Source organism: Ferrovibrio sp., assembly GCF_046297595.1.
Taxonomy (GTDB): Bacteria; Pseudomonadota; Alphaproteobacteria; order Ferrovibrionales; family Ferrovibrionaceae; genus Ferrovibrio.
In genome coordinates this window covers 494703-511951 of sequence record NZ_JBKBHT010000002.1, presented here as the reverse complement: position 1 = coordinate 511951, position 17249 = coordinate 494703, and the positions used below count along the sequence as shown (strand labels likewise).

Annotated in this window: 19 protein-coding genes; 1 reads left to right on the top strand and 18 read right to left on the bottom strand. The window is 63.3% G+C overall.

Features of this window, described 5'->3' with window-relative positions:
* Window position 1: 1 nt before the first annotated feature.
* The 10 genes from ACK4FJ_RS08290 to ACK4FJ_RS08245 all read right to left on the bottom strand — a co-directional run bounded on the left by ACK4FJ_RS08290 (window position 2) and on the right by ACK4FJ_RS08245 (window position 8979).
* Window positions 2-1441, bottom strand: coding sequence for an NAD-dependent succinate-semialdehyde dehydrogenase (locus ACK4FJ_RS08290; protein ID WP_409765381.1), 1440 nt, complete (start codon window positions 1439-1441; stop codon window positions 2-4).
* Window positions 1442-1474: 33 nt separating this feature from the next.
* Window positions 1475-2296, bottom strand: a complete 822-nt coding sequence (locus ACK4FJ_RS08285) for an SDR family NAD(P)-dependent oxidoreductase (RefSeq protein WP_409765380.1) — start codon at window positions 2294-2296, stop codon at window positions 1475-1477.
* Entirely contained in the window at window positions 2293-3300 is a 1008-nt protein-coding gene (locus ACK4FJ_RS08280; RefSeq protein WP_409765379.1) for a Gfo/Idh/MocA family protein, read from the bottom strand. Before ACK4FJ_RS08280 ends, ACK4FJ_RS08285 begins: the two co-directional genes overlap by 4 nt.
* A complete protein-coding gene (locus ACK4FJ_RS08275) occupies window positions 3293-3613 on the bottom strand; it encodes a cupin domain-containing protein (RefSeq protein ID WP_409765378.1) in 321 nt (106 codons plus the stop codon). The genes ACK4FJ_RS08280 and ACK4FJ_RS08275 overlap by 8 nt, the downstream gene beginning before the upstream one ends.
* Window positions 3610-4224 carry an ATP-binding cassette domain-containing protein gene (locus ACK4FJ_RS08270; RefSeq protein WP_409765377.1) on the bottom strand — a complete coding sequence of 205 codons (615 nt, stop codon included), beginning with the start codon at window positions 4222-4224 and terminating at the stop codon, window positions 3610-3612. The genes ACK4FJ_RS08275 and ACK4FJ_RS08270 overlap by 4 nt, the downstream gene beginning before the upstream one ends.
* An 11-nt stretch (window positions 4225-4235) precedes the next feature.
* Window positions 4236-4931: an ABC transporter ATP-binding protein gene (locus ACK4FJ_RS08265; RefSeq protein ID WP_409765376.1), complete on the bottom strand. Its 696-nt coding sequence runs from the start codon at window positions 4929-4931 to the stop codon at window positions 4236-4238.
* Window positions 4931-5674: an ABC transporter ATP-binding protein gene (locus ACK4FJ_RS08260; protein ID WP_409765375.1), complete on the bottom strand. Its 744-nt coding sequence runs from the start codon at window positions 5672-5674 to the stop codon at window positions 4931-4933. Before ACK4FJ_RS08260 ends, ACK4FJ_RS08265 begins: the two co-directional genes overlap by 1 nt.
* Entirely contained in the window at window positions 5674-6690 is a 1017-nt protein-coding gene (locus ACK4FJ_RS08255) for a branched-chain amino acid ABC transporter permease (RefSeq protein WP_409765374.1), read from the bottom strand. Before ACK4FJ_RS08255 ends, ACK4FJ_RS08260 begins: the two co-directional genes overlap by 1 nt.
* A 3-nt stretch (window positions 6691-6693) precedes the next feature.
* Window positions 6694-7614 carry a branched-chain amino acid ABC transporter permease gene (locus ACK4FJ_RS08250; RefSeq protein WP_409765373.1) on the bottom strand — a complete coding sequence of 307 codons (921 nt, stop codon included), beginning with the start codon at window positions 7612-7614 and terminating at the stop codon, window positions 6694-6696.
* A 75-nt stretch (window positions 7615-7689) separates the two neighbouring features.
* Window positions 7690-8979: an ABC transporter substrate-binding protein gene (locus ACK4FJ_RS08245; protein ID WP_409765372.1), complete on the bottom strand. Its 1290-nt coding sequence runs from the start codon at window positions 8977-8979 to the stop codon at window positions 7690-7692.
* Window positions 8980-9209: 230 nt separating this feature from the next.
* On the opposite strand from ACK4FJ_RS08245, the gene ACK4FJ_RS08240 reads away from it, so the two are divergent.
* On the top strand, window positions 9210-10040 hold the full coding sequence (locus ACK4FJ_RS08240) for a MurR/RpiR family transcriptional regulator (RefSeq protein ID WP_409765371.1): 831 nt from the start codon (window positions 9210-9212) through the stop codon (window positions 10038-10040).
* A gap of 490 nt (window positions 10041-10530) precedes the next feature.
* Here the strand turns inward: ACK4FJ_RS08240 and ytfE are convergent, their stop codons facing one another.
* From ytfE to narH, 8 genes are read right to left on the bottom strand one after another with little or no spacing between them, the layout of a single operon-like run.
* Complete coding sequence (ytfE, locus tag ACK4FJ_RS08235; protein WP_409765370.1) at window positions 10531-11202, bottom strand: iron-sulfur cluster repair protein YtfE; 672 nt, start codon at window positions 11200-11202, stop codon at window positions 10531-10533.
* Window positions 11183-11581, bottom strand: coding sequence for a carboxymuconolactone decarboxylase family protein (locus tag ACK4FJ_RS08230; protein WP_409765369.1), 399 nt, complete (start codon window positions 11579-11581; stop codon window positions 11183-11185). Before ACK4FJ_RS08230 ends, ytfE begins: the two co-directional genes overlap by 20 nt.
* A 39-nt stretch (window positions 11582-11620) precedes the next feature.
* Window positions 11621-12829 carry an NnrS family protein gene (locus ACK4FJ_RS08225; protein WP_409765368.1) on the bottom strand — a complete coding sequence of 403 codons (1209 nt, stop codon included), beginning with the start codon at window positions 12827-12829 and terminating at the stop codon, window positions 11621-11623.
* Window positions 12826-13554 carry a carbonic anhydrase gene (locus tag ACK4FJ_RS08220; protein WP_409765367.1) on the bottom strand — a complete coding sequence of 243 codons (729 nt, stop codon included), beginning with the start codon at window positions 13552-13554 and terminating at the stop codon, window positions 12826-12828. Before ACK4FJ_RS08220 ends, ACK4FJ_RS08225 begins: the two co-directional genes overlap by 4 nt.
* A gap of 7 nt (window positions 13555-13561) precedes the next feature.
* On the bottom strand, window positions 13562-14320 hold the full coding sequence (locus ACK4FJ_RS08215) for a peptidylprolyl isomerase (protein WP_409765366.1): 759 nt from the start codon (window positions 14318-14320) through the stop codon (window positions 13562-13564).
* Between the two features lie 11 nt (window positions 14321-14331).
* Window positions 14332-15030 carry a respiratory nitrate reductase subunit gamma gene (narI, locus tag ACK4FJ_RS08210; protein ID WP_409765365.1) on the bottom strand — a complete coding sequence of 233 codons (699 nt, stop codon included), beginning with the start codon at window positions 15028-15030 and terminating at the stop codon, window positions 14332-14334.
* 17 nt (window positions 15031-15047) lie between these two features.
* Complete coding sequence (gene narJ / locus ACK4FJ_RS08205) at window positions 15048-15731, bottom strand: nitrate reductase molybdenum cofactor assembly chaperone (RefSeq protein ID WP_409765364.1); 684 nt, start codon at window positions 15729-15731, stop codon at window positions 15048-15050.
* A 5-nt stretch (window positions 15732-15736) separates the two neighbouring features.
* Window positions 15737-17248, bottom strand: coding sequence for a nitrate reductase subunit beta (gene narH / locus ACK4FJ_RS08200; protein WP_409765363.1), 1512 nt, complete (start codon window positions 17246-17248; stop codon window positions 15737-15739).
* Between the last annotated feature and the right edge of the window lies 1 nt (window position 17249).

Sequence of the window (17249 nt, the reverse complement as noted above, 5' to 3'; positions counted from 1 at the left end):
CTTAGGTCCAGGCCATGCTGGTGAGCTTGATGTTTTGGTAATCCTGGATGGCCTGGCGCCCGCCTTCGCGCCCCATGCCGGAATGATCCACGCCACCGAACGGCGCCTCGGCATGCGCGACCAGGAATGTGTTTATCCCGACCATGCCTGCCCGCAGGCCGGCGGATAAACGATCCGCCTTTGCCGCGCTGCCGGTGAAGGCATAGGCGGCAAGGCCATACGGCGTACTGTTGGCACGCTGAATCGCGTCGTCCAGGGTGCGGAACGATGCCACGGCAGCGACGGGACCAAAAGGTTCCTCGTTCATGATGCGGGCATCGTCGGGCACGCCGGAAAGAATGGTCGGCTCCAGGAAGAAGCCTTTGTTGCGATCTTCAGGACGGCGCCCGCCGGTTTCGACCGCCGCGCCGCGGCTGACGGCATCGGCGATCAGCCCTTCCACCTTGTTCCGTCCCGAAGCCAGCGTCAGCGGACCCATGGTGGTCTGCGGATCCTGGCTGCCACCCAGTTTCAACGCGCGGGCCTCGGCCACCATACGGTCGACGAAGCGACCGACCACACTTTCCTCGACATAGAAGCGGTTGGGCGAGATGCAGACCTGCCCGGCATTGCGGAACTTGAAGGCGGCGCATTGCGCGGCTGCCGTCTCGACATCCGCATCGGCGCAGACCACGACGGGAGAATGGCCGCCAAGTTCCATCGAGCAGCGCTTCACGGTCTGGGCAGCCTGCGCCAGCAGCAGCTTACCAACCTGCGTCGAGCCGGTGAGCGAAATCTTGCGCACGTCGTTCGATGCCATCAGCCCCGGCACGATGTCAGTGGCGCGGCCGGTCAGTACCTGCACCACGCCGGCCGGAACGCCGGCTGCGACACAGGCCTCGGCGATCAGGGTCGTTGTCAGTGGCACCTGCTCTGACGGCCGCACGATGACGGGGCAGCCGGCGGCAAGAGCCGGGGCGATCTTGCGGACGGGAAGATTCACCGGAAAATTCCACGCCGAGAAGGCGGCAACGATGCCAACCGGTTCCGGTGCCGCGATCAATCGGCCGCCCTGGCGCGAACGGATCGTCTCGCCGAATAGCCGTTCCGCCTCGCCTGCAAACCAATCGAGTTGCTCGATGGCCGCGTTGACCTCGCCTTCCGACTGCGCAATGGGGCGGCCGATCTCCAATGACAGGGCGCGGGCAATGGCCGGGCGCCGCGTCTCCATTTCGCGCGCGATGCGGCGCAGGATTTTGCCCCGCTCCCAGCCATAGACCGACGACCAGGCCGGCAGGGCCTTGCGCGCATATTCCAGCGCCTCTTCCACCTCCGCCGGGCCGCAGGCGGGCTGGGACCAGAGAGTATCCTCGGTGCATGGATCGACGACAGGTATGGGCTCGTTACCGGCGCGGTCGCGAAACACGCCGCCGATCAATGCACGAGGCTGATCAACATTCATCTGAACTTCTCCCGGGAAATCCGTATTGACGATTTATTGTGAAGCCGTGACGCCGCCATCGATGTAGACGATCTGGCCGGTCATGTAGCTTCCGGCCGCGGCGGCAAAGGTGATCACCTGGCCAACGACCTCCAGCGGCTCGCCGATGCGGCCGAGCGGGTTGCGCTCCAGGATGAAGTTGCGGAATTCCGGCCGCTCCAGATGCGGGCGGATGCGGTCCGACTGGATGAAGGTCGGCGCCACGCCATTGACGGTGATATTATGGGGCGCAAGTTCCATCGCATGCTGCTTGACCAGCATCACCAGCGCGCCCTTGGTGGCGCAGTAGGCGGAATAGCCGCGTCCGCGCAATGCAAGCTGTGAACGGACCGACAGCAGGTGAATCTGGCGGCCACCCTGGCCCCTGGCGATCTGGTCGCGGGCAACCGCCTGGCCCAGGAACATTGCCGAGCGCATGTTGGTCTCGTAGACCTCGTCGAATACCTCCGGCGTCACCTCCATGATGGCCTGTTCGCGCTGGATGCCGACGCAGTTGACCAGAACATCGATACCGCCCATACGGGAAATCGCGGCCTGCGTAGACGCCGCGATGGCCGCCGGGCTGCGTGCATCGAGTTCAATACCGTGAGCCTTGCCGCCCGAAGCAGCGATACGCCCGGCCAGTCCCTCTGCCTTGGCCGGATTGGGACCGGCTACGCAGATTTCGGCGCCAAACCGGGCCATCGCGGTGGCGATGGCCTCGCCAATTGCGCCATAACCGCCAGGGATGAATACCCTGAGGCCGCGGATGTCAAACAGACGGTCGATCCTGCCGGGGTCGATCTCGGGCGTAAGGCTGTCGGCCTGAAAAGTCATGCGGCCACCTCCGCTCCGGCGGCACGATAGACGCTCTCCATCAGTTCCAGGGTCTGGATGTTGTCGAGCCGGTCGGTTTCGAATGGTTGCCCGGTCCGCAACCCATCGACGAAGGCGCGCATCGCCGTGTCGAAACATTCCTGGTAGCGGCCCAGCAGATCGACCTCCTCGACCGTTTCCGTCTCACGGCCGACGATGTAGACGCGATTGAGGTCCATGATGATGGTGCCTGCGGTACCGATCACCTCCAGCCGGTCGCCATGCAGTTGCGGATAGCCGGGGGCGCAGAGGCTGCCGTCGGCTGTGGCAATCAGGCCATTCGGACCTTCCATCAGGATGGCCGCGGTGTCCTCGCCCGGCAGATCTTTCGCCAGCCGGCCGAGGCGCGCCGCCACCACGTGCAATGATCCGACCAGGCAGCGCAGGACATCGAGATGATGGATCATGGTCTCGAAGACGAGGTTGCGTTGAAAGCCCTTCAGATAGGGTTGCCGCTCGATCAGGAACGGCACCGTGCCTTCGCGTTCGCAGAGCCCGGATCCCCGGCAGGAAATTGCCGCATGGCGGACTTTCCCGATCCTGCCTTCGTCGATCCAGCGGCGCACCGTCATGTAATGCGGTCGGAACCGGTAGTTCTCGTGCACCATGAAACGAACGCGGTCGCCGATGTCGTCGACAAGTTGCCGTGCTTCCGCCACCGTGGCGCACATCGGTTTTTGTACCATGACATGAACGCCGGAATCGGCAGCCAGACGGGCCATCGGCGCATGAGCGTCCACGGAAGCGGCGATATCGACAATGTCGAAACCGCCATCCGCGAACATGTCGGTGGCTTTTGTATAAACGCGACCGATGCCGAACTCCGCAGCCCGCGCCTTTGCCTTGTCGCCCTCAAGATCGCAAACGGCAACCACATCGGCCCCGACCGCCCGCCATGCCCGCAGGTGATACAGGCTGATGAGGCCGCAGCCGATCAGTGCCACGCGCGGTTTCGGATCAGCCATCGGCGCGTCCCTCGAAACTGCCGTAGCCGTAATACCAGAGGCTGCCATTCTCACGGGCGGTGCGCAGGCTATGCCGCGTACCCGCCGGAATCCGGACCAGGTCGCCCGGCCGGCACTCGGCGCGTTCGTTTCCGACCTCGATGTCGATCCCGCCTTCGGCGACGACAATGAATTCATCCACATCATGGACAAAATCCGCCCAGACCTGACCCGGTGGGTCTCGGAAGGTGTCGAAGGAAAATCCCGGGTGGTCGGCCCGCACCTTGTTGGGCGAGACCGGCAGGGCATATGCCGAGTGGCGGAATGCACTCATGCGGCCCGCTCCTTCAGTAGACCGCCGAGATAGGCCTGCGCGGGCTCGAAAGCCATCAGCGCATGATAGTCGGGCAGGGTGGTCACGACGCCCTTTTGCACGAACACGAACTGCTCGCAGATCTCCTGCAGGATTTCGAGATGGAACCGTTCGTTTGGGTGCACGCACAGGAACACCAGCCTGCCTTCAGACCGCAGGCGACGGAAGAAATCGAGCATGAAGCCGATATAACCATCCTGGGTGTTGAACTGTGGCTCATCGAACAGATGCACCATCGGATAGTCCGACTGCGCAGGCTGCAATAGCGCATTGGGCATCCAGGACCGGAAGTGACGCACCTGGTATGACTGGTGATAATGGATGGCGAGGCGGTCGCGCTGGTCGGTGCGGATACGATGGATGTTCCGTCCCATCACCTTCACCTCGCCGGCGGTGGGTGCATTCGATCCGGTCACCAGCTCAAACAGCGTGGTCTTGCCTGACCCGTTCGGGCCCATCATGCCGACCACGGCCGGACGTTCGATCATGAAATCGGCACTCAGTCGGAAGGTGGGCGTCCGGTCGAACCGGCCCTTGCGATAGATTTTCTCGAGGCTTCTGACTTCAAGCATGGCCGTCATGGCTAGACCCCGATCAGGCGGCGGCGCAGCACGGGATTGTCGAGCAGTTCCTGTGCCCGACCCTCATGTTCAATCCGGCCGCGGTCCATCACATAAATCCGGTCGGAAACTTCCAGCGCCGCCAGGGCATTCTGCTCCACGACCAGCACCGAGATGCCTTCGTCGCGCAGCCGGCGGATCGTGCGCATCACGCCCTGAACGATGTTGGGAGCCAGGCCCTGACTCGGTTCATCGAACAGCACCAGCCCGGGCGAGCCGAGCAGCGCGCGAGAGATCGCCACCATCTGCAACTCACCGCCCGACATGTTTTCGCATTCACGGCGCATCAGGTGTTCGAGCGCCGAGAAGATTTCAAACATCTCGTCGATCCGCCAGGACCGGAACCGGCTCTGGCGCGTGCCGAGCCGAAGATTGCGCGCTCCGGTCAATGTCGGGAAGACGCGCCGGTCATCCGGCACCCAGGATATGCCCTTGCGGGCAATGCGATGGGTCGGCATGCGGGTGATATCCTCGCCATCGAAACGGATATGGCCCCGCCGTGGGGGCGACAGGCCGAGGATGGAGCGGATCGTTGTGGTTTTGCCAGCTCCGTTGGGCCCGAGCAGCGCCACCACTTCGCCACGGCCGACATCCAGCGAGACGCCGAAAAGGGCCTGGGTTTCGCCGTAGAAGGTTTCTATGCCGGAGATGTTGAGCATCAGGCCACCTCGCCAAGGGCCGAACGGGCGACCCATTTGTTGGCCCTGAGTTCATCCGGCGTGCCTTCGGCGATGACCTGCCCCCAATGGATCACCGAAATCCGGTCGGCCAGCTCGAACAGGAAGCGCATGTCGTGTTCGATCAGGCATATCGTGTAGCGTTCGCGCAGCCGACGGATCAGTCGGGCCAGGCCTTGCGTGGCCTTGCCGCCCAGGCCCGCAGTCGGCTCGTCGAGGAACAGGATGCGCGGCTCGGCAGCCAGCGCCACGGCGATCTCCAGGGCGCGACGATCACCATAACTCAGCGACTTGGCATTATGCCAGGCCCGATCCGCCAGCCCGACCTGGTCCAGAACCGCCAGCGCTGAGTCGATCAGCGCCCTGTCACCGAAACTGGTGCGAAACGGACGGTTGCTGACAGCGCGAAAGGCCGGCAGGGCCAGCATCACATTCTCAATCGCCACCGCATCGTCGAACAGGTTCATCATCTGGAAGGAGCGGGACACTCCCAGTCGGGCAATCTCATGCGGCTTCCGGCCGGTGATATCCTGGCCATCGAAAATGATGCGGCCCGCATCGGGGACATGATGCCCGGTCAGGACATGGAAGCAGGTCGTCTTGCCGGCTCCGTTCGGCCCCATGATGCCGTGCACCGAGCCGGCTTCGATGGCCAGCGTGATGTTTTCCAGCACCACACGGGCGCCGAAACGCTTCTGGATGCCCTCTGCCCGGAACAGTGCCATCACGCCTGCTCCGGTTTCGCCGTGCGGATACGGCCCGGCAGCCGCTGCATGGCGCCGTGGAACAGCCCGGCCAGCCCTTCCGGCCGCACCATCACCATCAGGACGAACAGCAGGCCATACCAGAGCAGCCAGGCCTCGGTCAGGCCACCCAGGATGTCACGCGCGATGAAATACAGGATGACGCCAAGGACCGGCCCCCAGAAATTGACCAGCCCGCCCCCGACCAGAACCATCATCACGATCAGGCCGGACTGGTGCAGGCTCATCACGTCGGGATAGGCGCTCTGCTGTGCCATGGCGAACAGACCGCCGGCCAGGCCGGCAAAGCCGGCCGACAGCGTGAAAGCCAGCCATTTCCAGCGCCAGACATCATAACCGACGAACCGGGCGCGGGTCTCGTTCTGGCGGATCGCCTGCAGCACGCGGCCGAATGGCGCATTCACGATGCGCCACAATGCCAGCACAGCAACAGCCGCGATGACCGCCACGAACCAATAGAATGCCGTGTTGTCGTTGAGATCGACCCGCCAGGGGCCGATGACCAGATCGGGGCGCGGAATACCCAGCAGGCCGTCCTCGCCGCCGGTGATGCCATGCAGCTTCATGGCGGAGAACCAGAAGACCTGCCCGAAGGCGATGGTCAGCAGCGCGTAATAGATACCCCGGCGATGCGACAGCAAGGCGCCCACAGCCGCGCCGGCCAGCAGTGCCGCCGCGATTCCGGCCAGCAGGCCGCCCCACAGGCTGATGGCTACCTGCTGCTGGAACAGGCCGAAGGCATAGGCGCCGATACCAAGATAGGCGCCATGGCCGAAGGAATGCAGGCCGGTATAACCGAACAGCAGATTGAAGCCCATGGCAAACAGGATCCAGATCGCGATCTCGATGCCGAGATACTCATACAGCCCAACCCGCGTGATCCAGAACGGCACTGTCGCCAATGCGAGGATGAAGACCAGCATCGGCACACTGAATGGCGTGCCGCCGCGGGCAGGGATATCCGATAGCGAGATCATCCCTCAATTCTCCAGCGCGCTGCGCCGCCCCATCAGGCCGCGCGCGCGGAATCCGACGACGGCAATCAGAAGCAGGTACATCGACATCATCGACCAGGCCGGGGCATAGGCCCCCGTAATGCCGGTTGCCAGGCCCACCAGGATCGCGGCGAGCACGGCGCCCCAGAAACTGCCGACGCCGCCGATGACAATGATCAGGAAGGCCGGGATCACCACATCGATGCCAAGATGCGGCCGCAGGCCCCAGATCGGCGCCATCACCAGGCCGGCGGTCCCGGCAAGGGCCGAGCCGAAGCCGAAAACGACAAGCCGGAGGCGCGCGAGATCGTAGCCAAGCGCCCGCACCATTTCGCTGTCATGCGCACCGGCTTTGATGATCGCGCCATAGGGCGTGCGCTCCAGGAACAGCCAGACCAGCATGATCGCGACGATGGCAAAACCGGCCGCATAGAATTTGTAGGTGGAGAAAATCAGCCCGCCCATCAGGAAGGCACCGCTGATCATCTGGGGTACCGGCATGTTCTGCTCGCCAGTGCCCCAGACGAGGCGGATCGCCTCCTCGATCACGAGAGCGGCACCGAAGGTGAGCAGCAGGCCATAAAGCGGCGCCTTGCCATAGGTCGGCCGCAGGCAGAGTTCCAGCAGCATGCCGAACAATCCCGCGATCACCGGACCAAGCGCCAGGGCGATGAAATAACGACCGGTCAGCGGCAGGCTCAGCCACCACGAGCCGAATGCCGTATCGGCAAACCAGCCAGCCCCGACCGTCGACAGCGCCAGATAGGCTCCCAGGGTGAACAGGGAACCATGGGCCAGGTTGATCACTTCCATCACGCCGACGATCAGGGTGAAACCAAGCGCGATCAATGCGAACAGCAGGCCAAGAGTCAGGCCATTGACGATATGCGGCACGAGACTGGTCATCTGGAACTCGGACAGACATTCGGACAGGAAAATGAAAGATGCGGGCGGCATTCCGCCGCCCGCAGTTTCAGGAGGTCACGCGTCGAATGTCGGAGTGGCTTCATACGATTCCAGCTTGCAGGCGCCGGACGCGCCGGTGTCCATGGCATCCTGCGGCGAAGTGCTCGCGAGGATCTTGAACATATCGTCCTTGTCCTGGGTGCCGACATTCGCCGTCGCCTGATAGATCGTCTGCTGCACTTGATGCGTGACCGGATCAATCCAGGCATCGTGGTGCTGCATGCGGTCGCGCGCCGGCATCTTATGCCCTTCCAGGGCCTTGATCACCTTGATGTTGTTGGTGGAGCCTGCCCGCTCGATGGAATGGAGCAATTCGCGGGTAGCGAAATAGCCGTTGTAGAAGACGTTTCCGGGCACGCGCATGCCGGTATCGGGATACATGGTCTGATACCGCTTCACGAAGTCGGCCACGCCCGGCAGGTCAAGCTTGTAGTACCAGGTGGTGCCGAACATGCCGAACAGGTTATCGAGCGGCAGGCCGTAGACATCCGGCCAGTCCTGCTGGTTGTTGAGCCAGATCGGTTTGTTGCCCATGCCCAGCTGCGCGATCTGCTGGCGCATGGCCTTCTGGTCGTCGCCACCGATGGCCGCGGCAACCACACCCGGGTTGAGCTGCTGGATCTTGAGGAGCTGCGAGGAAAAATCACGCGTGCCCTGCGGCACCAGGATTTCCTCAAGCATGTCGCCGCCATACTGCTTCAGCAGCGCCTTGGTCGCCGCCGAGGTGGTGTGGCCCCAAACATAGTCATTCGTCAGCAGAACCCATTTCTTGCCGTATTTCTCAATCGCCGCCTTGACGGATGCCTTGGCGAAGTTGGTGCCATTGGCATCCCAGACGAACTTGACGCGATGGCAATTCGCGCCGGCCTCGGACGGCGCGCTGGAATTGGTGTTCAGGTAGATGACGCCATATTTCTGCGCCACCTGGCTGATCGCGTTGGCGACGCCGGAATGGATCGCTCCAATCAGGAAGCCGCAATTCTCGCGGGTGATCAGGCGTTCGGCCACGCGGCTGCCGGTGGCCGGCGTGGTTTCGGTGTCGAGATGGACATATTCGATCTTGCGGCCCAGCACCCCGCCGCGGGCATTCGCCTCGGCAATCGCCATCAGCATGCCGCGCCGGTCGCTGGCGCCGGAATTGGCATATTGGCCGCTGGCATCAGACGTGATGCCGATGCGGATCGGCTTCATCGATGGCTGCGCATAGACGCGGGTATGCGTCCAGGGACCGTAAAAAGCGGCACCACCTGCGGCGCCTGCGGCCGATACGAGCAGACGGCGGCGCGTAATCCTGGTTTTCGACATGACTATCCTCCCTGAAAGGCTCTCTTGACGGGCCTGGTTGGCGTTTCACTGCTTGATTGAACGCCGTTTCAATAAAATTGAATGTTAATTCTATTTCAGTCAATGAATATTTGTTCAAATAGATTGAATTTTTTATCCACATCTGGAAGAATTAGCTAATTCATTGTAAAGGCTGAAACATGAGCGACATTCCGCCCCCCGCCCAAGGCCAGGTTTCATCCGAAAACCCCATGTCCAAACCCGAAGCAGAGACTTTCGACGGCCTCCGGCAGCGTATCCGTGACCGCTTTGCCGCACTGAGCCCGCATCTTCAGCGCATTGCGCGTGCGTCATTCGAAGAACCCAACGGCTTCGCGCTCCACACCACGGCGAAGATCGCCAGCGATCTGGAAATCCAACCCTCCACGCTGATCCGTTTCGCCAAGGAATTCGGCTATTCCGGCTTCTCGGACATGCAGAAGGTGTTCCGCCAGCGCCTGATCGAAGGCGAGGCGACCGTGCGCGAACGCGTCTATTCAGAAGCCAGCAATCGCCCGACGCCGCCCGATGTCGCCGAACTGCTGCGCAGTTGTGTCGGTGCGCATGTAGCGGCGCTGAACAGCCTGCTGGAGACCAGCAACACCGAGAGCATCGCGCATGCCATCGAGATGCTGCGCAGCGCGCGGCATGTCTATATTGCCGGCCTGCGCCGGTCGCGGCCTATCGCGGCCTATCTGTCCTATGCCCTGATGCGGTCCGAGCGGCCCTGCAGTCTGCTCGATTTTGCCGGCGGCATGGCCGGCCCGCAGATCGCCACCATCGGTGCCGAGGATCTGCTGGTGGCCATCGCCTTTCCGCCCTATTCGCGACAGGTGGTCGACACGGTCATGGATGCCTTCGTGAGCGGCAGGAAAGTACTGACCATCACCGACGGGCCGGGCAGCCCGCTCGCCGCAAATTCGCACGCACAGCTTTATGTCGATGCCGGCACTGCAGCCGCCTTCCAGCCAATTTCCGCACCCATCGCCCTTGTGCAGACCCTCGTTACGGCACTGACCTGGACGGCGACAGACGCCAACTAGGCGGCCTTAAGAACACTAAAAAGCCATCTCTGCCTTATAAAGTCGCCCCTCGCGTTTGCACTTATTGTGTCAGCGAGTTGCAAGAAATTGATGCCTTGTTGCGGGATATGGGTGTCACGACAGTTCCGCTGCGAGACAAACAATTTCAGAGACTTAGCCCAGCAGCGCTTTGATCGCTCTATAAACTGCTGTCAAATGACACGGAATTCCATCGAACCGGTCTCAGTCTGGAGCGAATATTGAGCCGGGTCAGCAGCGGTATTCTTCAGCTTAACCCGACAGCCGCTCTCATTTTCAGCCGCACTTCACACCGGGTGTGAATTTCAGTTGGAAATGAGCGCCGAGTTTTGCGACCGGCGAAGAGCGAGCATACGGAAGGGTACCCGCCGCCTAAATTTCGCGAGCTGCGGTGTCGTTGTCATGAGCTGTGAGAGCCCGATCCATTTTGCTTGCCGTGCCACAGCGCAAATCGGCCCGGACAGAGGAATCCCTACTCGCCCGACATATCCAGAAAACGCGGAAACAGCAGATTATTCTCCAGGTGGATATGCTCCATCACATCGTCCACCAGCTTGCGCGTGCCGGCGTAGAGCGCCCGCCAGGTTGGACAGGCCCCCTCCGGCACCGCGCCGCCATCGGTCAATGCCTCGATCAACCTCAGCCGGTCGCCGTGCTCCTCATGCTCGCCCTGCATCACGGCGATGGGATGGAGAATCATGGGATGCCCGCCCTGCTTCATCATCGGGAAGAGCATCATCTCTTCCTTCTGCATATGGGTATCCAGTTCCTGCAAGGTCTCGGCCAGCAGGTCGGCCAGGCCGGCCGGCGCATCCGGATGGTCGCGATGCACGGATTCCACCCGCCGTGCCAGGCGGATCAGTTCGGGCAATTCCGCCCGATGCACGGCATGATACCGGGTAAGGATATAGTCGATCAGATCTGCGGTATTGGCCGGCGCCGCAGCTATCGACGCGGTATCCAGCGCCTGTAATTCGCCTTCCAGGTCCTCTACCGCCAGACCGCGCTTGGCTGCGGCCTCCTTGAGGCTGATGCCGCCACCGCAGCAGAAATCGAGCTTGTGGGCACGAAAGATTCCGGTGGCACCCGGCAGGTGGGCGGCGATGTCGGCCAGGCTACGCTCACTATAGGCTGATGACTGCATGATGCGAGACTTCCTTCCTATATTTGCGTTTTGCGGTCTTGCCGGTGCCGGCCGATGCCTCATCCATCCACGCCATGGCGCGCACGGCTGCGGGCAGTCCAAGCGTTGTGACGGCCAGCGCCGCCAGATGGTGCATGTCGGCCTGGCTCACACCATCGGCCTTGGCACGGCGGGCGTGGGATTTGGCTGCGCCCTGGGCCTGGGCTCCGACCGCCAGGGCCAGCTTCACCAGTCGCCGCATGCGGGCATCGAGCGGGCCGGATTCCGCGGCGGCGGCGCCGAGCGCCTCATAGGCCTGCCAGACTGCCTTGTGCCGTGTGGCGAAGGTACGCGCCGCTGGCGGCAAGGATGAGGGAAGAGCAGTGGTTCGCTTTACCATGGTAGTTCCTTTGCTTCTGCCCGTATGTCAGCCCATATCTCAGCCGGGGCGGCCATCGGTGCGGGGCGTCGTCAGCATCCGGGCATAGCCGGCCACGAAGGCCGCAAAGCCGGTTGACCAGAGCAGGCCGCTGGCCACCAGCAGTTCGTGGCTGAACGCCATGTCCGGCGCGGCCGCGGCAATCACGCGCAGCAGCGCGCCGCTCGCGACCAGCAGATAGGCGGCCGTGGCTGCTGGCGGCGAGGCCAAGCGGCGACCGGTATGGCCGAGCGAAGCGCGCGTCATCACCGCCAGGATCATCAGGCCCACGGCACCGCTGCCCAGGGCGTGGATGCCCGTCGGGCCGGGCACCAGACCGGCGGCGCCGGCGGCTTCCAGCATCAATCCAAGCGGCAGGAACGCGTAGCCCAGATGCAGCGACCAGATGATCGGCAGCTGCAGAACCTCGCACCGCCACCAGCGCAGCAGCCGCCAGCCATGCAGTAGCGCGGCCAGCAGATAGGCACAGACCTGAACGGGGATGGGCAGCGCGGCCAGCTTGGAGGCCAGCGCCAGAACCAGGGCAATATTGGCCGTCAGTCCCAGTTTCGGCGCCGGTACGATGGAAACGGCATGGCCGGCCTGCAGCAGGCCGCCGATGGTGAAGGCGGGAATGATGCGCCCGCCGATGATGCCGATGGCCAGCAGGAAAAGCCCCAGCGCGGCCTGCAGGCTGAGCATGGCGGTATCCTGCCAGTCATAATTCAGGGAAAGATGCCAGAGCAGGTTCAGGCTGGTGAGTGCCAACAGGATTACGATAAACACGCCGTTGCGCCTGGCATTGCGTTTCAGGATGCCCGGCGCGATGAAGGCAATCAGCAGCAGCCAGAATCCTATATCGGCCGTCGCGAAAAGCATGGGCTGCGACGACAGCGACAGGATCTGAGCCATCAGCCAGAATCCGACCAGCAACAACAGTCGGAAACCCCGTACCGGCCCGGCTTCGGTCCAGTTCGGTACGGCGGTAAGGAGAAAACCGGCCAGCGCAGCGGCGGCAAAGCCGAACAGCATGGCATGGCCATGCCACAGGATGGGATTGTCGCCGAGCGGCAGATCCCAGCCAATGGCCCAGCCGGCAGTCCACAGCAGAATGAACAGGCTGGCCTGCAGGCCGCAGAGTAGGAAGAAGGGGCGGAACCCGCTTTGCAGGATCGCCGGCCAGCGCGCCGCGGCTTTGGTGCGCGCCTCGGGTGCAGCGGATCGCGTCATCGCTCGACCAGTTCCATCAGGCCTTCGCAGCAGCCGCAGGCGGGCGCTGGCAGTTCACCCGCAGCCACGGCGCGGAATCGTCCGCTGGCGCCATCCAGCGCCTGGATCTGGCCGTGTTGCAGATCGAAATGCCAGCCATGCAGGGCCAGCTTGCCACTTTGCACACGCTCGGCGATCCAGGGGAAACTCTGCAGGTTGCGCAGCGACAGGCCGATGGCCGCCTTCTCAAGCCAGCGCAGGCGTTCCGCCTCGCCGGCCTCGCTGGCAAGGTTCTCCATCTCCGTCACCATCTCGCCGGCCATGGCGACCCAGTCGGGCAGGAATTCGAAATCCGCGCTGCCGCCGCGGCGCTCGGCCAGAAAGCGGATGCCGCCGCAATGGGAATGGCCCAGCACGATGATGTGATCGACCTCCAGTGCCCGCACGCCGAATTCAACGGCGGCGCTGGTGCCCTTGGGCACGCCGCGCGGCTTCTCATAGGCCGGTACCAGGGCCGCCACGTTGCGGATCACGAACAGGTCGCCCGGCTGGGCCTCGGTCAATAATGCGGGATCGGAGCGCGAATCTGAGCAGGCGATCACCAGGACGCGCGGCGACTGGCCTTCGCTGACCAGCTTTTCATAAGGCCGGTCGTCGCCTTCGAAGAAGCTGTCATGAAAATGCTCGAACCCGCGCAGCAGACGGCGCAGGGCCAGCGTGCCGGAACTGTGTTCGCGATCCGACATGGCATTGTCACTGCAGCAGCGGAGAGTCGGCGCCGGCCAGGGCCACGCCGGTGATCTCGGCTTCGGCCGCCAGCACGGATATGTACTGGCGGATGGCAGTGCGGAAGACCGACTCGGCCAGGTAATCCGCCACCCGCTCGCGCACCTGCTCATATGCCATGTCGCGGCCGGCCTCGCGCTGCACGAGTTGCAGCACATGGAAGCCATAGCGGCTGGGCACCGGCACCGGCGAGAGCTGGCCGATTTCCAGGCTGTCGAGGAAGGTCTCGAATTCCGGGATCGTGCTGCCGCTGGCGAACTGCCCCAGATGGCCGCCGGAGTCTTTTGAGGGACAGGCGGAATATTGCTGCGCCAGCTGGCCGAACAGTTCCGGGTCGCCCTGCAGCGTCGTAATCAGCTTCTCGGCCTGCATCCGCGCCGCTTCGCGTTCTTCCTCGTCGTCCGGCATCGCCGCCAGCAGAATATGGCGGGCCTCGTACAGCGACGGGCTGCGGAACTGAGCAGGGTTGGCATCGAAATAGCGCCGGCAGCTTTCCTCGTCTGGCGCCGGCAGCGAGACTTCCGACGCGATCAGGCGGTCGATGGCATCCTCGCTTTCGCGACCGAAACCCAAAGCTTCGGCGCGTTGCAGCAGCAACTCGCGTACCGCCAGCGCCTCGGCGGCCCGGCGACCGGCCTCTTCGGCCGTGGCGGCGGGGTGATACTGCATCTCGGCCAGAACGGCGGCCTCATCGATGGCCGTTCCATTCACGCGGATCACTTCCATGATGCACCTCCTTACAGGGTCGGCCGGGCCGGCGAGCGGCGCCGCACCACCTGGTAGCTGCGGAACACATACCCCACCGGCACGCTCCAGATATGCACCAGGCGGCTGAACGGGAAGAGGACAAAGATCGTTATGCCCAGCACGAGGTGCAGCTTGAACGGCCAGTCGACATTGGCGACCAGTTCGGCGGCGCCGCCACGGAAGGTGACGATGCGCTGCGCCCATTCCGACAGGGCCAGCATGGTACCGCCATCGCTGTGCTGCACCGAGAAGGGCAGCGTGACGAGGCCAAGCACAAGCTGCAGCCACAGCACCAGCAGGATGGTGATATCCATCGGCGAGCTGGTGGCGCGGATGCGCGGATCGGTCAGGCGGCGATGCAGCAGCATGGTCAGACCGATGAAGCAGATCGTTCCGGCCGTGCCGCCCGATACCACGGCCACCATCTGCTTGGCGCCGGCGGTTATAAAATGCTCGTACAGCCAGTGCGGCGTGAGCAGGCCGACGAAATGGCCGAAGAACAGGAACAGGATGCCGATATGGAACAGGTTCGAACCCCAGCGGAGCTGGCGCGCCCGCAGCATCTGGCTGGAACCGCTGCGCCAGGTGTATTGCCCGCGTTCAAACCGCACCAGGCTGCCGATCAGGAAGACGCTGAGGCCGATATAGGGATAGATCCCGAACAGGAAATGCTCGACATACTGCATCATGGTTGCGTCCTCCGGTCTCAGCGCGGGGATGGATTGTTCATGGCCTGCACCCAGGCCGAGGCCTTGCCGCAGCCATTGCCGGTGCGGGTCGGATCATTCTCCGGCCCGAAGGTGACGGCGGCTTCTTCCCAGGCCCTGTCGAGCGCCTCGAAACTGTCGTCGTCTTCCTCGGGCGGTCGAACCGGAGCAACCACCGCGCCGGCATCGACCAGCGCAAGCAAGGCGGCCGGCACGGCGGCATAAGCCGACCGGCGCTTTTCCAGCCGGTCACGCAGCAATGCAAAGATCGGTGCCGCATCGCGCAGGATGCCGCGTGCTTCCTTGGGGTCGATCTGACTGAGGAATTCCAGCAACAGCGGCAGGTAATCGGGCAGTTCGCGCGGATGCGGCTCGAAACCATGGCTGCGATACAGCTCGATCAGCGCCACCATCGCCGGGCCGCGGTCGCGCGAGTCGCCATGCACATGTTCATAGAGATGCAGAGCGACGGAGCGGCCACGGTCGAACAGGCTGGTGAAACGTTCCTGCAAGGCCATCAGGTCGGCCGCGCCCAGTTCGGCGACCAGGTTGCCGAGCGCGCCGGCAACCTTCGGGCTGGGCCTGAGATCCGCCTCGATGATGGCGCGGATTTCCGGCAATGCCGCCTGCAGGTCGGCGGTGGGATAATCGAGCAGGGCGGAAAGGGCTTTCAGGATGCGCATGATGATCACTCCCCGGCCGCGGCCTGGCGGCCGGGCGCGAACAGGTTGGCCGGTTCCTTGCCGCCCGAGCAGCCCGAACCGAAGGAGAAGCCGCAGCCGCCGCGCAGGTCGAAGGCATTTTCGGCATATTCGCGATGGGTGGACGGGATCACGTAGCGATCCTCGTAGTTGGCGATCGCCATGATCTTGTACATGTCCTCGACCTGGGCGAGACTTAAGCCCACCTGCTCGAGCACGGCCTTGTTTTCCCTGGCATCGACATGGCGGCTGCGCATGAACACGCGCATGGCCATCATGCGCTCCAGTGCCTGCACAACGGGCTCCTCGGCACCGGCGGTGAGCAGGTTGGCGAGGTACTTCACCGGGATGCGCAGGCTGCGGACATCGGCGATCTCGTCGGCCATGGCGATCTTGCCCGCATCGGCGGCCGCCTGGATCGGCGAGAGCGGCGGCACATACCACACCATCGGCAGGGTGCGGTATTCCGGATGTAGCGGGAAGGCGATCTTCCAGTCGATCGCCATCTTGTAGGTCGGCGAATTGCGCGCCGCCTCCAGCCAGTTTTCCGGCACGCCGTCGCGGCGGGCCTGTTCGATCACTGCCGGATCATGCGGATTGAGGAAGATATCGAGCTGGGCCTGATACAGGTCCTGCTCGGTCGGTGCGCTGGCTGCTTCCTCGATGCGGTCGGCATCGTAAAGCAGCACGCCGAGATAGCGGATGCGGCCGACGCAGGTTTCCGAGCAGACCGTCGGTTCGCCCGCCTCGATGCGCGGGAAACAGAAGATGCATTTCTCGGCCTTGCCGGACTTCCAGTTGTAGTAAATCTTCTTGTAGGGGCAGGCACTGACGCACATGCGCCAGCCGCGGCACTTGTCCTGGTCGATCAGAACAATGCCATCTTCCTCGCGCTTGTAGATCGAGCCAGACGGGCAGGCGGCGACGCAGGCCGGATTGAGGCAGTGTTCGCACAGGCGCGGCAGGTAGAACATGAAGGTGTTCTCGAACTGCCCGTAGATTTCCTTCTGGATGCCCTCGAAATTCTTGTCCTTCGAGCGCTTGGCGAATTCGGTGCCGAGGATTTCCTCCCAGTTCGGACCCCACTCGATCTTTTCCATCCGCTTGCCGGTGATCAGCGACACCGGGCGGGCCACCGGCATGGCTTCCGATTCCGGCGCCGTCTGCAGGTGATCGTATTCGAACGTGAAGGGTTCATAGTAATCGTCGATCTCGGGCAGATGCGGATTGGCGAAGATCTTCGCCAGGATGCGCCACTTGCCGCCGATGCGCGGCTCGATTTTTCCGCCGCGGGTACGCTTCCAGCCACCCTGCCACTTGTCCTGGTTCTCCCATTCCTTGGGATAGCCGATACCGGGCTTGGTCTCGACATTGTTGAACCAGGCATATTCGACGCCTTCGCGCGAAGTCCAGACATTCTTGCAGGTCACCGAGCAGGTGTGACAACCGATGCACTTGTCCAGATTCAGGACCATGGCGATTTGAGCACGGACTTTCATG

What these genes read in the sequence shown, in the direction of transcription:
- ACK4FJ_RS08290 (WP_409765381.1), bottom strand. Translation starts at nt 1,441, where the DNA reads ATGAATGTTGATCAGCCTCGTGCATTGATCGGCGGCGTGTTTCGCGAC.
- ACK4FJ_RS08285 (WP_409765380.1), bottom strand. Translation starts at nt 2,296, where the DNA reads ATGACTTTTCAGGCCGACAGCCTTACGCCCGAGATCGACCCCGGCAGG.
- ACK4FJ_RS08280 (WP_409765379.1), bottom strand. Translation starts at nt 3,300, where the DNA reads ATGGCTGATCCGAAACCGCGCGTGGCACTGATCGGCTGCGGCCTCATC.
- ACK4FJ_RS08275 (WP_409765378.1), bottom strand. Translation starts at nt 3,613, where the DNA reads ATGAGTGCATTCCGCCACTCGGCATATGCCCTGCCGGTCTCGCCCAAC.
- ACK4FJ_RS08270 (WP_409765377.1), bottom strand. Translation starts at nt 4,224, where the DNA reads ATGCTTGAAGTCAGAAGCCTCGAGAAAATCTATCGCAAGGGCCGGTTC.
- ACK4FJ_RS08265 (WP_409765376.1), bottom strand. Translation starts at nt 4,931, where the DNA reads ATGCTCAACATCTCCGGCATAGAAACCTTCTACGGCGAAACCCAGGCC.
- ACK4FJ_RS08260 (WP_409765375.1), bottom strand. Translation starts at nt 5,674, where the DNA reads ATGGCACTGTTCCGGGCAGAGGGCATCCAGAAGCGTTTCGGCGCCCGT.
- ACK4FJ_RS08255 (WP_409765374.1), bottom strand. Translation starts at nt 6,690, where the DNA reads ATGATCTCGCTATCGGATATCCCTGCCCGCGGCGGCACGCCATTCAGT.
- ACK4FJ_RS08250 (WP_409765373.1), bottom strand. Translation starts at nt 7,614, where the DNA reads ATGACCAGTCTCGTGCCGCATATCGTCAATGGCCTGACTCTTGGCCTG.
- ACK4FJ_RS08245 (WP_409765372.1), bottom strand. Translation starts at nt 8,979, where the DNA reads ATGTCGAAAACCAGGATTACGCGCCGCCGTCTGCTCGTATCGGCCGCA.
- ACK4FJ_RS08240 (WP_409765371.1), top strand. Translation starts at nt 9,210, where the DNA reads ATGTCCAAACCCGAAGCAGAGACTTTCGACGGCCTCCGGCAGCGTATC.
- ytfE (WP_409765370.1), bottom strand. Translation starts at nt 11,202, where the DNA reads ATGCAGTCATCAGCCTATAGTGAGCGTAGCCTGGCCGACATCGCCGCC.
- ACK4FJ_RS08230 (WP_409765369.1), bottom strand. Translation starts at nt 11,581, where the DNA reads ATGGTAAAGCGAACCACTGCTCTTCCCTCATCCTTGCCGCCAGCGGCG.
- ACK4FJ_RS08225 (WP_409765368.1), bottom strand. Translation starts at nt 12,829, where the DNA reads ATGACGCGATCCGCTGCACCCGAGGCGCGCACCAAAGCCGCGGCGCGC.
- ACK4FJ_RS08220 (WP_409765367.1), bottom strand. Translation starts at nt 13,554, where the DNA reads ATGTCGGATCGCGAACACAGTTCCGGCACGCTGGCCCTGCGCCGTCTG.
- ACK4FJ_RS08215 (WP_409765366.1), bottom strand. Translation starts at nt 14,320, where the DNA reads ATGGAAGTGATCCGCGTGAATGGAACGGCCATCGATGAGGCCGCCGTT.
- narI (WP_409765365.1), bottom strand. Translation starts at nt 15,030, where the DNA reads ATGATGCAGTATGTCGAGCATTTCCTGTTCGGGATCTATCCCTATATC.
- narJ (WP_409765364.1), bottom strand. Translation starts at nt 15,731, where the DNA reads ATGCGCATCCTGAAAGCCCTTTCCGCCCTGCTCGATTATCCCACCGCC.
- narH (WP_409765363.1), bottom strand. Translation starts at nt 17,248, where the DNA reads ATGAAAGTCCGTGCTCAAATCGCCATGGTCCTGAATCTGGACAAGTGC.